The 14,205-nt window shown below is 71.7% G+C and carries 15 protein-coding genes; 3 read left to right on the top strand and 12 right to left on the bottom strand.

Annotated features, from left to right (window positions below; all coding sequences use genetic code 11):
* Window positions 1-17 precede the first annotated feature (17 nt).
* From AC2CHG_RS15205 to AC2CHG_RS15175, 7 genes are read right to left on the bottom strand one after another with little or no spacing between them, the layout of a single operon-like run.
* A complete protein-coding gene (locus AC2CHG_RS15205; protein WP_484524971.1) occupies window positions 18-935 on the bottom strand; it encodes an urease accessory protein UreD in 918 nt (305 codons plus the stop codon).
* The gene (ureG, locus tag AC2CHG_RS15200; protein WP_260034115.1) at window positions 932-1,561 is read right to left on the bottom strand and encodes an urease accessory protein UreG; all 630 of its coding nucleotides are present in this window, start codon (window positions 1,559-1,561) and stop codon (window positions 932-934) included. Before ureG ends, AC2CHG_RS15205 begins: the two co-directional genes overlap by 4 nt.
* A gap of 36 nt (window positions 1,562-1,597) precedes the next feature.
* Complete coding sequence (locus AC2CHG_RS15195; RefSeq protein ID WP_484524970.1) at window positions 1,598-2,275, bottom strand: urease accessory protein UreF; 678 nt, start codon at window positions 2,273-2,275, stop codon at window positions 1,598-1,600.
* A gap of 17 nt (window positions 2,276-2,292) precedes the next feature.
* A complete protein-coding gene (locus tag AC2CHG_RS15190) occupies window positions 2,293-2,856 on the bottom strand; it encodes an urease accessory protein UreE (protein WP_366625618.1) in 564 nt (187 codons plus the stop codon).
* Window positions 2,857-2,915: 59 nt separating this feature from the next.
* On the bottom strand, window positions 2,916-4,634 hold the full coding sequence (locus AC2CHG_RS15185; RefSeq protein ID WP_262013290.1) for an urease subunit alpha: 1,719 nt from the start codon (window positions 4,632-4,634) through the stop codon (window positions 2,916-2,918).
* Window positions 4,635-4,675: 41 nt separating this feature from the next.
* Window positions 4,676-5,155: an urease subunit beta gene (locus AC2CHG_RS15180; protein ID WP_151499870.1), complete on the bottom strand. Its 480-nt coding sequence runs from the start codon at window positions 5,153-5,155 to the stop codon at window positions 4,676-4,678.
* 43 nt (window positions 5,156-5,198) lie between these two features.
* Complete coding sequence (locus tag AC2CHG_RS15175; protein WP_013287657.1) at window positions 5,199-5,501, bottom strand: urease subunit gamma; 303 nt, start codon at window positions 5,499-5,501, stop codon at window positions 5,199-5,201.
* Between the two features lie 150 nt (window positions 5,502-5,651).
* Between AC2CHG_RS15175 and AC2CHG_RS15170 the strand changes: the two genes are divergently transcribed.
* Window positions 5,652-6,380, top strand: coding sequence for a YoaK family protein (locus tag AC2CHG_RS15170; protein WP_484524969.1), 729 nt, complete (start codon window positions 5,652-5,654; stop codon window positions 6,378-6,380).
* Between the two features lie 3 nt (window positions 6,381-6,383).
* Here the strand turns inward: AC2CHG_RS15170 and proC are convergent, their stop codons facing one another.
* The 4 genes from proC to AC2CHG_RS15150 all read right to left on the bottom strand — a co-directional run bounded on the left by proC (window position 6,384) and on the right by AC2CHG_RS15150 (window position 9,610).
* Complete coding sequence (gene proC / locus AC2CHG_RS15165; RefSeq protein WP_194801182.1) at window positions 6,384-7,202, bottom strand: pyrroline-5-carboxylate reductase; 819 nt, start codon at window positions 7,200-7,202, stop codon at window positions 6,384-6,386.
* A gap of 135 nt (window positions 7,203-7,337) precedes the next feature.
* On the bottom strand, window positions 7,338-8,366 hold the full coding sequence (locus AC2CHG_RS15160; RefSeq protein ID WP_030273929.1) for a 6-phosphofructokinase: 1,029 nt from the start codon (window positions 8,364-8,366) through the stop codon (window positions 7,338-7,340).
* A gap of 178 nt (window positions 8,367-8,544) precedes the next feature.
* The gene (locus AC2CHG_RS15155) at window positions 8,545-9,048 is read right to left on the bottom strand and encodes a pyridoxamine 5'-phosphate oxidase family protein (RefSeq protein WP_355512729.1); all 504 of its coding nucleotides are present in this window, start codon (window positions 9,046-9,048) and stop codon (window positions 8,545-8,547) included.
* A gap of 58 nt (window positions 9,049-9,106) precedes the next feature.
* Complete coding sequence (locus AC2CHG_RS15150) at window positions 9,107-9,610, bottom strand: polyadenylate-specific 3'-exoribonuclease AS (RefSeq protein WP_013287663.1); 504 nt, start codon at window positions 9,608-9,610, stop codon at window positions 9,107-9,109.
* A gap of 247 nt (window positions 9,611-9,857) precedes the next feature.
* On the opposite strand from AC2CHG_RS15150, the gene AC2CHG_RS15145 reads away from it, so the two are divergent.
* Window positions 9,858-10,550 carry a Crp/Fnr family transcriptional regulator gene (locus AC2CHG_RS15145; protein ID WP_013287664.1) on the top strand — a complete coding sequence of 231 codons (693 nt, stop codon included), beginning with the start codon at window positions 9,858-9,860 and terminating at the stop codon, window positions 10,548-10,550.
* 62 nt (window positions 10,551-10,612) lie between these two features.
* Here the strand turns inward: AC2CHG_RS15145 and AC2CHG_RS15140 are convergent, their stop codons facing one another.
* Window positions 10,613-10,855, bottom strand: a complete 243-nt coding sequence (locus tag AC2CHG_RS15140; protein WP_135241323.1) for a hypothetical protein — start codon at window positions 10,853-10,855, stop codon at window positions 10,613-10,615.
* A 139-nt stretch (window positions 10,856-10,994) separates the two neighbouring features.
* Here AC2CHG_RS15140 and AC2CHG_RS15135 point away from each other — a divergent pair.
* Window positions 10,995-14,205, top strand: a 3,211-nt coding sequence (locus AC2CHG_RS15135; protein ID WP_484524976.1) for an ATP-binding protein, incomplete at its 3' end; no start/stop codon positions are given.

Here is a 14,205-nt window from a genome sequence, read left to right as displayed (position 1 = left end):
TCGCTGCTCTCCTCGCCTCAACGCCAGCTGAAGACCGGCGGGAAGGTGCAGCCGGTCACCTCTTCGCGGGCGGCAGTGCAGAACGCGCGTACCGCGGCGCGGACCGGTTCGGTCTCCTGACCCAGCACCTTGAACACCAGGCCGGCGTCGTTCGGCAGCCGGCTGACGGCGGTGGCCAGTGGTGTCTGCTCGTCCCACACCGGCGTCGCGGTCCGCTCGAAGACCCTTGCCGCCCGGTCCGGGTCGGTGAGCAGCACGGCGTTGCCGAAGACGTGGAAGCGGTCCATCATCCCGATCCGCGACACCGGGAACCGGCCGGGCGTGATGACGAACTTCTCCACGAACAGCGGGCGTCCGTCGGGCCGCTGCGCCCGCAGCGTGGTGGAGAACAGGTCGTACGCGAAGATCTCGCCGTCGCGGTAGTACTTGCGGCCGGGCTGGAGCACCTCGGCGTACAGCATCGTCGCGGTCTCCGGCAGCCGGACCACTGTGTCGGAGACGAACCGGCTGCGCCGGAACGGGATCACCGGTTCGGGCAGGAACTCCAGGTAGGCGTCCTGCGCCAGGGTGAAGCTCTGGGTCTGGGTGCCGTAGTTGGCGTCCATCTCCTGGATCTTGGTGGCGGCCTGGGTGACCAGGTGCGCCTGCGCGCCCGGCCCCAGGTCGACGTCGATGCGCAGCCGGTCGCCCTGGAGCACGCCGCCGGAGGTGGTGAGGATCATGACGCAGGGCAGGCCCGGCATCTCCTCGTCCCAGTACAGCGCGCGCTGCACCAGCAGCGGGGACTGCCGGTAGACGTCGCGCATGATGGTCCGGTCTGCGCGCCGCTCGAACCCCAGCCGGAGGATGCCCACCTTGCCGTTCGCGGCGGCCGGCAGCTGCGCCGGCTGGTCCTGGTACGGCGCGAGTTCCCGGACGGAGTCCAGAGTGGTCATGCGAGGACTTCGGCGTCGAACAGCGCGTTGCGGCGGACCAGGTCCACCAGGTCGTCGATGCCCTCGCCGGTCTTGCAGTTGGTGAACACGAACGGCTTGCCGCCGCGCATCATCTCGGCGTCGCGGGCCATCACGTCCAGGTCGGCGTCGACGTACGGGGCCAGGTCGGTCTTGTTGATCACGAGGATGTCGGACTTGGAGATACCGGGGCCGTTCTTGCGCGGGATCTTGTCGCCGGCCGCCACGTCGATCACGTAGATGAAGTAGTCGACGAGCGCCGGGCTGAAGGTGAGCGTGAGGTTGTCGCCGCCGCTCTCGATGAGCACGACGTCGCTGTCCGGGAACCGCGCCTCCATGTCCTCCACCGCGGCGAGGTTCATGCTGGGGTCCTCGCGAACAGCGGTGTGCGGGCAGGCGCCGGTCTCCACGCCGACGATGCGTTCCTCCACCAGCACGCCGGTCAGGGCGCGGCGGACGTGCTTGGCGTCCTCGGTGGTGACCACGTCGTTGGTGATGACCAGGATGCGCAGGCCCTGCTCGACCAGGCGGGGCACGACGGCCTCGATGATGGCCGTCTTGCCGCTGCCCACCGGGCCGCCGACGCCGATCCGACTCGCTGATTTCATTGTTGAGAAAGCCCTTCAGGTGGTGAGCGGGAGCGCTCAGCTCATGAACATCCGTACGTGTGCGTGCTGGTGCGCGCCGGCCAGCACGTCGAGGTGCGGCGCGAAGCTCTGCATGTCGTCGAGCCCGGCGGTGCGCACCTCCTCGTAGTCCTCGCCGACCCGCTCGTTCACCGCGAAGAGGATCGACTGGGTGTCGAGGTGGTCCACCCGCATGAGCCGGACCGCCGCGCCGAGCACCATGGAGGCCGCGCCGTACTGGTGGGCGGCGAACGCGTCCGCCTCGTCCACGCCGAGTTCGGCGAAGAGCACGCCGAGCGCGACCGGGTAGGTGACCGGGACGCCCGCGCCGCTCTCCGCGACGCGCTTGCGCAGGAGGGACTCCCCCACCACCCGTTCGGCGGCCTCGGCCAGCTTGCGCCCCATGCGGACGGTCATCGTCCGCGTCTCCTCGTTGATCTTGCGCAGGTGTACGGCCTCGTCGGCCGCCCGGATCCGGTCGAGGTCACCGGCGCGGGCGGAACGGTGCGCCACGAGCAGCGCCACCCCGTCACCGGTGGCGGCGGCGCGCGTGACGGTACGCACGAACTCCTGCAACGTGGCCCGGTCGTGCACCGCCCCCTGTTCGACCGCCGTCTCCAGCCCGTTGGAGAAGGAGAACGCGCCGACCGGGAAGACCGAGTCGCCGAACTGGAGCAGCTTCAGGGCCTCGGTCACCGTGGACACCCCGGCCCTCAGTTCAGGTCGGCGGGCAGGTGCGTATGCGGGGTCGAGTCGGCCCCGCCGAACAGCCGCCGCGACTCGTGCGGGGCCAGGTACGCGATGATCTCGGTGCCGGGGATGAACTCGTGGGTGAGGCCGGTGAACGCGTGGGTCCGCATCACCGAGTCCATGACCTTGCGGTCCACAGTCAGCGGAACGTACATCTTGGTGCCCTTCACCACCGCCGGCCAGTGCTGGTTGCCGATCGCGTGGCCGAGTTCGACGGCCGAGCGGACCACCATGTCCAGGGACTCGCCGTGCAGCGTGTCGAGGTGCACGACCATCACCTCGCCGAGCGCGATCCGGGCCACCACCGCGGTCGCTGTGGCGTCGTCCCACGCGAGCACGTCGCCGTCGCGCAGCCGTACGCCGCGGGCCAGGGACAGCGCCAGTTCGGTGCCGAGGCTCGTGGTCCGGCGCAGCCGGCTCTTCTGGGCGTCCCACTGGTCGAGGACCAGGTCGTCGACCTTGGCCTCCCGGAGCCGCTCGGTCCACGCCGGCTCGTTCACGTTGCCGAGTACCGTTTCGACGAGCATGTGTTCTCCTTTCACGCGACCCCGCCCCCGGCCCGGCCGGGAGCGGGCACCGCGCCGGGTCAGCTGAAGAAGTAGAGCTGGCTGAGGGGGAGGTTCTTGGCCGCCGGCACCGTCGCGTGCACGCCGTCCATCTTCACGGCGAAGGTCTCCGGGTCGACCTCGAGCTTCGGCGTACGGTCGTTGCGCACCATGTCGCGCTTGGTCAGGTTGCGGCAGCCGTAGACCGGCATGACCTGCCGTTGCAGACCCAACTGTTCGGCCACACCCGACTCGTGCGCGGCCCGGGACACGAACGTCACGCAGTTCTTGGCGACCTGGGTGCCGGTGGCGCCGAACATGGGCCGGTAGTAGACCGGCTGCGGCGTGGGAAGCGACGCGTTCGGGTCGCCCATGATCGACCAGGCGATCATGCCGCCCTTGAGCACCATCTTCGGCTTCGTGCCGAAGAACGCGGGCTCCCAGAGGACCAGGTCGGCGAGCTTGCCCGGGCTGACCGAGCCGATGACGTGCGAGACGCCCTGGGTGATGGCCGGGTTGATGGTCATCTTGGCGACGTAGCGCAGGACGCGGAAGTTGTCGTTGGCGTCGGAGTCCTCGGCCAGCTTGCCGCGGACGTTCTTCATCTGCCCGGCGAGCTGGACGGTCCGCAGCCAGGTCTCGCCCACCCGGCCCATGGCCTGCGAGTCGCTCTGCATCATCGAGATGACGCCCTCGTCGAGGAGCACGTCCTCGGCGGCGATGGTCTCGGTGCGGATCCGGCTCTCCACGAAGGCGACGTCCGAGGGCACCTTCGGGTTGAAGTTGTGGCAGACCATGATCATGTCGTACAGCTCGGACTGGCTGTTGATGCCGTACGGCACCGTCGGCGTGGTCGAGGCGGGCAGCACGTTCATCTGGCCGGCGACCTTGATGATGTCCGGCGCGTGCCCGCCGCCGGCGCCCTCGGTGTGGAAGGTGTGGATGGTGCGGCCCTCGAAGGCGGCGATGCTGTCCTCGATGTAGCCGCTCTCGTTGAGCGTGTCGGTGTGGATGCTGATCTGGACGTCGTACTCGTCGGCGACGGCCAGGCAGGACCGGATCACCGCGGGCGGCGCGCCCCAGTCCTCGTGGATCTTGAAGCTGGGCACCCCGGCCATGATCTGCTCGACCAGTGGCGCCCGGCCGCTGCTGTTGCCCTTGCCCAGCAGGCCGATGTTGATCGGCAGGTTCTCGAAGGCCCGCATCATGTTGTGGATGTTCCAGGGGCCGGGCGTGATGGTGACGCCGTTGGTGCTGTCGCTGGGCCCGGTGCCGCCGCCCCACAGGGTGGTGACGCCGTTGCTGAGCGCGGCGTACACCTGCTGCGGGGTGACCAGGTGGACGTGCGCGTCGATGCCGCCGGCGGTCAGGATCAGGTGCTCACCGGAGATCGCGTCGGTGCCCGGACCGGTCACCAGGCCCGGGGTCACCCCGTCCATGATGTTGGGGTTGCCCGCCTTGCCGATCCCGGCGATCCTGCCGTCCTTGATCCCCACGTCCGCCTTGACCACGCCGAGCAGCGCGTCCACGATGGTCACGTTGGTGATCACCAGGTCCACCACGCCCTCGGCGCTCGTGGCCTGGCTGGCACTGCCCATGCCGTCGCGCAGGGTCTTGCCACCGCCGTACATGACCTCGTCACCGAGGACCCGCAGGTCCTTCTCGATCTCGATGTAGAGGTCGGTGTCACCCAGCCGGATCTGGTCGCCCGTGGTCGGGCCGTACATTCCGGCGTATTCCTGCCGTGAGATCTGACTCATGCGTTGTCGCTCCAGCTCTGGCGCATCTGAGAGTGGCCGGGCTACTTGCCCTTGCCCTTGCCTTGGTCCTGGCCCTTGCCCTGGTCCTGCTGCTGCGACGTGGTCTTGAAGCCGCGCGTCTGGGCCTGGTGGAGCGCCTCGGCCCGGTCCGGCCGGTAGCCGGGGATCGGCCCGTCGCCGGTCCAGCCCTGGACCAGGCCGTTGAAGCCGTACACCCGCTGGGAGCCGCCGTACGGGACGAGTTGCACGGTCTTGCGGTCGCCGGGCTCGAACCGGATCGAGGTCGTGGCCGGGATGTTCAGCCGCTTCCCGAACGCCGCCGGGCGGTCGAACTCCAGGAAGCGGTTGGCCTCGAAGAAGTGGAAGTGGGAACCGACCTGGATGGGCCGGTCACCGGTGTTGTGCACGACCACCTCGGTCACCGGCCGCCCGGCGTTGAGTTCCAGAGGTTGGTCGCTGAGCTTGTAACCGCCGATGGGCCGAAGGTGCTTGGAGTTCGGTCCCGGGTGTTGCTTCGCCATGTCGCCCCCGCTCCGCCGGAGACCGTGGCCTCCGGTCGCTGCTCTACTGGATGGGTGAGTGGACGGTGATCAGCCGTGACCCGTCGGTGAAGACCGCTTCGACCTGGAGCATCGGGATCATGTCCGCCACGCCGGGGATCACGTCGTCGGCGGTGAGCACGTGGCTCGCATCGTTCATGACCTCCTCGACGGTCTTGCCCTCGCGCGCGCCTTCGAGCGCCGCGGCGCAGATGACCGCCACGGCCTCGGGGTGGTTGAGCTTGACCCCGCGCGCCTTGCGGGCGTTCGCGACCATCGCCAACGAGTGGATCGTCAGCTTGTCGAATTCCTTCGGCGTGAGATGCACGTCGCGATCCCTTCACGTACTTTCGACTATGTCGTCACACTAGGAGGGGTTTATGGGCAAAACAGGCTTTCGGTGAGATTCCCGGAATCGGCGTGCGCCCGCCTGCGCCGGACGCTGCCGGGGCCGCTCCTGCACACGGACGGGGGAAGGGTGAACCGGTCGGCGTCGTACGACTCCGCGGACTCCTACCGGGAGTTCCGCCATCCGCTCGCGGCGCTCGTGCTCGCCGTCGTCACCGCCGGCGCGCTCGACGCCTTCGCGTTCCTGCGATACGGAGCGTTCGTCGCCAACCAGTCCGGAAACGCCATCTTCCTCGGCATGGGACCGGCCGGCGGGCAACCCACGTGGCCGGTCTCGGCGGCCTCGATCGTCGCGTTCGCGACCGCCGCCGGCCTGGTGAACCTGCTCCGCCGCCGGACCCGGCCGACGGCGGCGCCACTGGTGGACATCGCTGTCACCGAGGCCGCCATGGTCGTCTGGACGCTGCTCAACCTGGCGCTCGCGTACGGCCGGCACGGCACGGCGTCGCGGGTGCTGCTCGCCGCGGCCGGAGCGGTCGCCATGGGCAGCCTGACCACTGTGGCGACCCGTACCGCGGGCATCGCGACGCCGATCACCTATCAGTCGGGTACCACGACGAAGATCGGTGAGCGGGCCGCCCGCTGGCTGTTCGGCCCCGCCGCCGACCGGGGCCAGGCCCGGCGGGGCACCCTGCTCGGGCTGCTCGCCCTGGTCAGCTACTCCGTCGGCGGCGCAGTCGGCACGCTCGCCCAGCACCGGCCCCGCTGGGTGCCACTGTGGGGGACGCTCGCGCTGGCCGTACTGATCCTGCTGCTCCGCCGGGACCGGCGGCCGGGGCCGGCGTCGCGGCCCGGCTGAGCGTCAGTCCGCCTGGGCCGCGAGTTCCCGGGCCCGGTCCCGGGCCGCCTCCAGCGCCGCCAGCATGGCCGCGCGTACGCCGTGGTTCTCCAGCTCGCGGATCGCCGAGATGGTGGTGCCCGCGGGCGAGGTGACCGCCTCGCGCAGCTTCACCGGATGTTCACCGGAGTCGCGCAGCATCACCGCCGAGCCGATCGCGGTCTGCACGATCAGCTCGTGCGCCACCTGGCGTGGCAGGCCGAGCAGGATGCCCGCGTCGATCATCGCCTCGACGAGCAGGTAGAAGTAGGCCGGGCCGGAGCCGGAGAGCGCGGTGACCGCGTCCTGCTGCGACTCGGGCACCCGGACGGTGGCGCCGAGCGGGGAGAACATCTCCTCGGCCAGGGCCAGGTGCTCGCCGGTGGCGTACGCGCCCGCCGAGATCGCGCTCATCGCCTCGTCGACCAGCGCCGGGGTGTTGGTCATGACCCGGACCACGGGGGTGCCCTCTGGTAGCCGGCGGTTGAAGAAAGCCGTCGGCAGGCCGGCGCAGAGCGAGATCACCAGCTTGTCGGCCGGCACCTTCGGGCCGATCTCGTCCAGCAGCGCGGCGGCGTCCTGCGGCTTGACCGACACGGCCAGCACCTCGGCCTCGGTCACGGCGGTGAGGTTGTCCACCACCCGTACGCCGTAGCGGTCGGCCAGCTCCCGCGCCCGCGCCGGCCGCCGCGCGGTGGCGAGCAGCCGCTCCACCGGCCAGCCGGAACGCAGCAGCCCGGAGAGCATCAGCTCACCGATCTTGCCGGCGCCGATCACCGCGACCGTGTGCACCTGGCGTGCCATCAGCCGTACCCCTTCCCGGGTCACGTGGGCAGGGGGGGGGGGGGGGGGCGGGCCGCCGCGCCGCGCGGGGGGGGGGCGCGGCGGCGCGGGGCGCCGCCCCCCCCCCCCCCCCCCCCCACGCCCGTGCGCCGTCGATCAGCTGCCGAAGAAGACCTCGGCCTCGGCGTACCGCTCCAGCGGCACGGTCTTCAGCTCGCGGGTGGCGTCGGCGAGCGGGACGCGGACGATGTCCGTGCTCTGCATCGCGACCATCTTGCCCCAGTCGCCCTCGTGCGCGGCGTCGATCGCGTGCAGGCCGAGCCGGGTCGCCAGCACCCGGTCGAACGCGGTCGGGGTGCCGCCGCGCTGGATGTGGCCGAGCACCACGGTGCGGGCCTCCTTGCCGGTCTTCGCCTCCAGCTGCTCGGCCAGCCACTGGCCGATGCCGCCGAGACGGACGTGACCGAACGCGTCCAGCTCCTGGTTGTGCAGGACCATCTGGCCGTCCAGCGGCTGGGCGCCCTCGGCGACCACGACGATCGGGGCGTACTGGTGCTGGAAGCGCTTCTCGACGTAGCCGGCGACCTGCTCGACGTCGAACTGCCGCTCCGGCAGCAGGATCACGTTGGCGCCACCGGCGAGACCGGCGTGCAGGGCGATCCAGCCGGCGTGCCGGCCCATGACCTCGACCACGAGCGTGCGGTGGTGGCTCTCCGCGGTGGTGTGCAGCCGGTCGATCGCCTCCATGGCGATGTTGACGGCGGTGTCGAAACCGAACGTGTAGTCGGTCGCACCGAGGTCGTTGTCGATCGTCTTCGGCACACCGATGACGTTGACGCCCAGCTCGTGCAGCTTGGTGGCCACGCCGAGCGTGTCCTCGCCGCCGATCGCGATCAGCGCGTCCACGCCCTGGGCGGCGAGGTTGTCCTTGATCCGCTCCACGCCGTTCTCGATCTTGAACGGGTTGGTGCGGGACGAGCCGAGGATGGTGCCGCCGCGCGGCAGGATGCCACGCACCTCGGCGATGCCGAGCGGCTTGGTCAGGCCCTCGAGCGGGCCCTTCCAGCCGTCCCGGAAGCCCACGAACTCGTGACCGTAGGTGGCGACGCCCTTGCGGACCACCGCCCGAATCACCGCGTTGAGACCTGGGCAGTCGCCGCCGCCGGTGAGCACGCCGATACGCATGATCTGCTCATCCTCCTGGAGCATCAGGTGAAGCCCGGATAAGCCCCAGGATATGTGTCAGATCAGACCATCGGCGCCGTTGCCGGCCCGGGGCGGGCCGTCACTGCGCACTGTAGTCGGCACAGGTGTACGCCGACACCGCACCCCGGGCCGTTCCGGACGGCGGACGGGCTACCCGTCAGTAGCTGACCTCGTGGTTCTCCCCCGCCTTCGGCGGCTTGCCGGTCACCGCCGCCTTGGCGAAGCCGAGCAGGTTGACCACCGTGCTGCCGGGCGAGTCCCAGTACTCCGCCGACCCGGCGTGCACCTTGATCAACGTGATCCCGGGCGTGTCCAGCCCGTCCGGGAACCACGCCTTCAGCACCGGGCTCCACAGCTCCTTCGCCCGCTCGGGGTCCCACTCCTCGGTGGCGGTGCCGGCCACCGACACCCAGGCGTGGTGGCGCTGGTCGGAGAAACCGACGTTCACCTGCGGGTTGACCCGGATCTGCCGCACCTTCGCCGAGTCGGCGTACGCGAAGAACCACAGGTCGCCGTCGAAGTCCGCCTCCTGCAACCCCATCGGGCGGCTGATCAGACGCCCGTCCACGCCGGTGGTGGTGAGCAGGCAGATCCGGGCGTCCTTGATCAGCTCGGTGACCCGTCGGCGGGCGTCCGCGGCGTTTGTCGGCTCATTGCTCATGGGGCACTCCTGTCTCGGATCGGCGTAGATGCCGCTCCCGTGCCCTGGGCGGAACCGGTCAAACCTCCCGCGCCGTCATCGCCCGCCACCGCGCCAGGTTGTGCCGCGCGTCGACGAGCGCGTCGTGCCGGTCGGCCTCGGCGTCCGGCAGCCGGGGGCGGCCCCGGTCGTCCCAGAGCTGGCGCAGCTCCTTGGTGAAGCGGGGGATCTCCCGGGGCAGCGCCGGCATCGCGCCCCAGAGCTGGGCCAGCACGACATGGTCGTAGGCGGCGTACCAGGCCCACAGCTCCAGCTGCTCGCCCGGCCGGTCCCGCACCGGTTCCAGCAGGAACTCGTGCAGGTCGTCCCGGATGCGCGCGCGGGAGCGCCAGGCCCGGTCGGCCGGCGACGGGAGCTTGTCCAGCACGTTGCGCCGCACCCAGGGCACCGCCCGGGAGTCGTCGAACTCGGTGGAGACCGCGTAGAACTCGCGGCCGTACTCGTCGACGACGCCGATCGACACCAGGTCGACGATGCGGCCGTCCTCGATGAATTCGCAGTCGTAGAAATAGCGGTAGACCATCGCCCCCATCCTCGCCCATCACCGGCACGGACCGGTCGCCGGGGCGTCCGCCGAGGTCGGCGGGCGTGCCGGCGGCGGGCGGGCATGGTCACGGAAGTGTTTCCGGGGGTGTACAGCACGCGACGAGAGCGTCATGATCTGATGTGTACCGCCGTCGGGCGCCGAACCGGTTGAGCTGCCTCGTACCGGGAATGACAGCTTCACCCGGTGTGCGAGTCGTGACTTCTGACCGGGGAGGGGTTGAGCCGTGGAGTCTCGCCTGCCGGAGCCGGGTGACGCGCTCACGGGTGTGGAGATGTTCGCCGGGCTCGAGCCGGAGGTGCGGCAGCGTGTCATCGCCGCGGCCGTACCGCGCACCTACCGCAAGGGCCAGCTGCTCTTCGTCGAGAACGACCCCGGCGAGTCGCTGATCGTGCTGCGCCGCGGCGCGGTGGCGGTGTTCCGCACCGCGCCGACCGGTGAACGCGCGGTGCTGTCGGTGATCCGACCCCCGGACGTGCTCGGCGAGGTGTCCCTGTTGGACGCCTCCACCCGCTCGGCGTCGGCCGAGGCGATCGAGGACTGCGCCGCGCTGGCGCTGTCCCGGCCCGCGTTCATGGAGCTGGTGCACTCCAACCCGCGCATCCTGGACGCGGTGATGCGCTCGCTGGGCCAGCTGATCCGCCGGCTCACCGAGCAGAACGCCGACCACGTCTTCCTCGACCTGCCCGGCCGGGTCGCAAAGACGCTGGTCCGGCTCGCAGGCGAGAGCCAGGCCCCGATGATCACCATCGAGCTGAACCAGAGCCAGCTCGCCGAGATGGCGGGCGGTTCCCGGCAGAGCGTCAACCAGGCCATCGGCTCGTTCGCCAGCCGGGGCTGGCTGCGCACCGAGGGACGCCGCATCGTGGTCACCGACGTGGCCGCGCTGCGCCGCCGGGCCGGCATGAACGACCGCTGACACGACGACGGCGGGGGCCGGCGGTCGTCCCGCCGGCCCCCGCCGCGTTCGTCGTACGCCGGTCAGTCGTCCTTGGTGTCGGCCGGGGGCGAGCTCGGACCCGGGCCGATCTTCGACGGGTCGGTCTTCTTCGGCGGGGTCGTCGTGGTGGTCGTGGTCTCGGTCGATCCGCTACCCGCGGGCTGCTCCACCATGCCTTTTTCCTCCAGTTCGGCGAGGGTTACGGCGTCCACGTCGACCGTGTCGCCGACGGCCCACACCGTCCCCCGTGGATCGGTCCATGAGGCGGACAGCCGGACGTGCACGGCAAACTCCCTGTCGACGGGACTTCCTGCTAGGGGAGACTAGACCCGGCCGAACAGCCGTGACGTCCCGCCGACCCGTCGGGTACCCGACTGCGCGGCCGCGCGGGACACTGGGGACCTCACGCGTACGGAGCCGGACATCGACCTCACCTGTGGACACTGCGCCCGGACCGCCGGGCCGGACGACCGTTTCTGCGGTGGGTGCGGTCGCCCGCTTGCGGCTGCCTGCCCAGGCTGCGGCCACGCCAACGACACCGGCGCCAACTTCTGCACCAACTGCGGTCAGCCGCTGCGCGACCACGCGGTCACGGTGCAGGAGGACCGCCGCCAGGTGAGCGTGCTCTTCATCGACATCGTCGACTTCACGACATACGCCGAGCGGGCCGACCCGGAGCAGGCCCGCAGCCTGCAACAGGTCTACTTCGCCACGGTGCGCCGGCTGGTGCACCAGTACGGCGGCGTGGTGGAGAAGTACATCGGCGACGCGGTCATGGCGCTGTTCGGCGCGCCGGTCGCCACCGACAACGACGCGCTGCGCTGCGTACGCGCCGGACTGGAGCTGCAACGCAGCCTGGCCCGGCAGCCGGCCGGCCCGCATCCGCCGCTCGGGTTCCGGGTCGGCATCGCCACCGGCGAGGCCCTGGTCGACCTGGCCGCGGCGCGCGACGGCGGCCAGGCGTTCGTCACCGGCGACGTGGTGAACACCGCCAGCCGGTTGCAGGGGCTCGCTCCGGTGGGCGGCGTGGTGGTCGACGAGAGCACCTGGGCGGCCACCCGGCGCGAGATGGAGTACGACGACCAGCCGCCGGTCACGTTGCGCGGCCGCTCGGCGGTGAGCCGGATCTGGCTGGCCGTGCGGGCACGGCCCCGGCGCGACGGGCAGACCGCCGAGCTGACCCCGATGGTCGACCGGGACCACGAGCGGGGCCTGCTCGTCAGCGCGCTGCACCGCACGCTCACCGAGCGCACCTCGCAGCTGCTCACCGTCTTCGGCCCGGCCGGGGTGGGCAAGAGCCGGCTGCTGCGCGAGCTGGCCCGGCACGCCGCCAGCCTGCCCGGCACCCGGGTCACCTGGCTGACCGGCCAGTGCCCGCCGTTCGGCGAGAACGTCACCTACGCGGCACTGGCCGACATCGTCCGGAGCTGGGCCGGGCTGACCGGCGCGGACGACCCGGCCGCCAGCCGGGACCGGCTGCGCGAGCAGCTGGGCCGTCTCGCCGACCCGCACGCGGTACGGCTGGCCGAGGCGCTGGGCCCGCTCGTCGGCGTCACCGGTGAACGGCTCACCTCGGCCGAGACCGAGGCGGCGTGGCGGCGGTTCCTGCTCACCCTGGCCGCGACCGGTCCCACGGTGCTCGTCTTCGAGGACATGCACTGGGCCGACGAGGCGATGCTGTCCTTCGTCGAGCAGCTCGGCGCGGCGGCCCGCAACGTGCCGCTGCTCGTCGTCGCGACCGCCCGGCCGGAGCTGCGCGAACGGCACCCGGCCTGGACCGGCACGATCAGCGGGGCGATGTCCATCTCGGTGCCGCCGATGCACGACGGCGACATCGACACGCTCTACTCGCTGCTGCTCGGTCAGGCCACGCTGCCGCAGGAGGCGCGCGCGCCGCTGATCGAGTTCGCCGACGGCAACCCGCTCTACGCCCAGGAGTACGCGCGGATGCTGCTCGACGGCGGGCTGGCCGAGCGGGCGGCCGGGCTGGCGCTCGTCGATCCGGCCGGCGGCGCCGGGATGCCGCGTACCGTGCAGGCGGTCATCGCCAACCGGCTGGACCTGCTCGACCCGGCCGACCGCGCGGTGCTCCAGGCCGCCTCGGTGGTCGGCGTGCAGTTCTGGGCCGCGCCGGTGGCGCTGGCGCTCGGCCGCCCGGTGGAGTGGGTCGAGCGCGCGCTGCACCACCTTCAGCGGCGTGACCTCGTCTACGAGCTGCCCGTCTCGACCATGCCCGGCCAGGCGGAGTACCGGTTCCGGCACGTGCTGGTCCGGGACGTCTGCTATCAGCGGTTGCCCCGGGCCGAGCGGGTCGCCCGGCACCAGCGCACCGCCGACTGGCTGGAGCAGCTTGCCGACGGCCGGCAGCACGACCTGGCCGAGGTGCTGGCCAACCACAGGTGGGCGGCGCACGAGATCGCCCGTACCGTCGGGCTGGACCAGGCCCCGCACGCCGCCGCGACCCGGTCCGCGCTGCACCGGGCCGCGCGCCGGGCGTACGACCTGCACGCCCTGGAGACCGCCGCCACGCTCGTGGACCGCGCGCTGAGCGTGGAGTGCGGGCCGGACCCGGCACTCGAACTGTTCCGGGCCGAGCTGGCGTTCTACCGGGACCGCGACGGCTTCCTCGACGGTGGCGGGACGGCGCTGCTCACCACACTGGCCGACCGGCTGACCGGCGCCGGTGACCGGCCCGGCGCGGCAAAGGCGTGGCGGCTGCTGGCCACGGCGGCGTTCGCGCGGGCCGACCGTTCGGAGCTGATGCGCTGCCTGGACCGGGCGATCGGGCTGCACGCCACGCTGCCGGACAGCGAGGACAAGGTGGGTGTGCTGCTGGAGCTGGCCCGGGCGCACATGCTGGATGCGGAGACCGAGCCGGCGTGTGTGGCCGCCCGTACCGCCGCCGAGCTGGCCGAGCGGCTGGGGCTGCGCGAGGCCCGGGCGAACGCCCGCATCACGCTCGCCGTGGTCCGCTACCAGGCCGGCGCCGAGGAGGCGTACGCCGAGCTGGCCGAGGTGACCGAGGAGTGCCGGGTGGAGCGGTTGACCAGCCGCCGCCGCGCGGTGCACAACCTGGCCTGGGTGCTGCAGGAGGAGGGTGACCTGGCCGGCTCCGCCCGGCTGGTCGACGAGCAGCGCTCACTGGACCTGGCCGGCGAGCACGCCCTGACGGTGAGCTTCAGCGACCAGTGGGCCCGGTCGTACTACAGCGGGGACTGGACGTCGGCGCTGCGGATGGCCGAGGGGTCGACGCGGCGCCCGACCGACGAGTGGGACCTGCACATCGTGGCCGTGTCCGGCTGGATCCGGGCGCTCGGCGACGACCCGGCCGGCCCGGGCACCGGCGAGGACCTGGTGGACCAGGCACTCGTGGCGGCCCGCCGCAGCGGCTTCCAGCGCGTACTGCGCTCCACGCTGGCGCACGCCGCGCTCTGCCGCGCGGTGCAGGGCCGCCGGGACGAGGCGGTGGCGCTGCTGTCCGAGCTGGACGAGGACTGGCGGCAGACCCGGATGATCCCGTTCGCCGAGTGGGTCCCGGCGGTCGGCCACGTGGCCGCGCTGCTCGGCGGCGACGCCGCGGTGCTGGTGCGCGACCTGCTGGCGCGCTCGCCGCGCACCACCCGCTGGGCGCGGG

Source organism: Micromonospora sp. ATLC20, from assembly GCF_057196585.1.
Note: the sequence above shows the minus strand (reverse complement) of the source record. Positions and strands in the feature narration are given on the sequence as shown.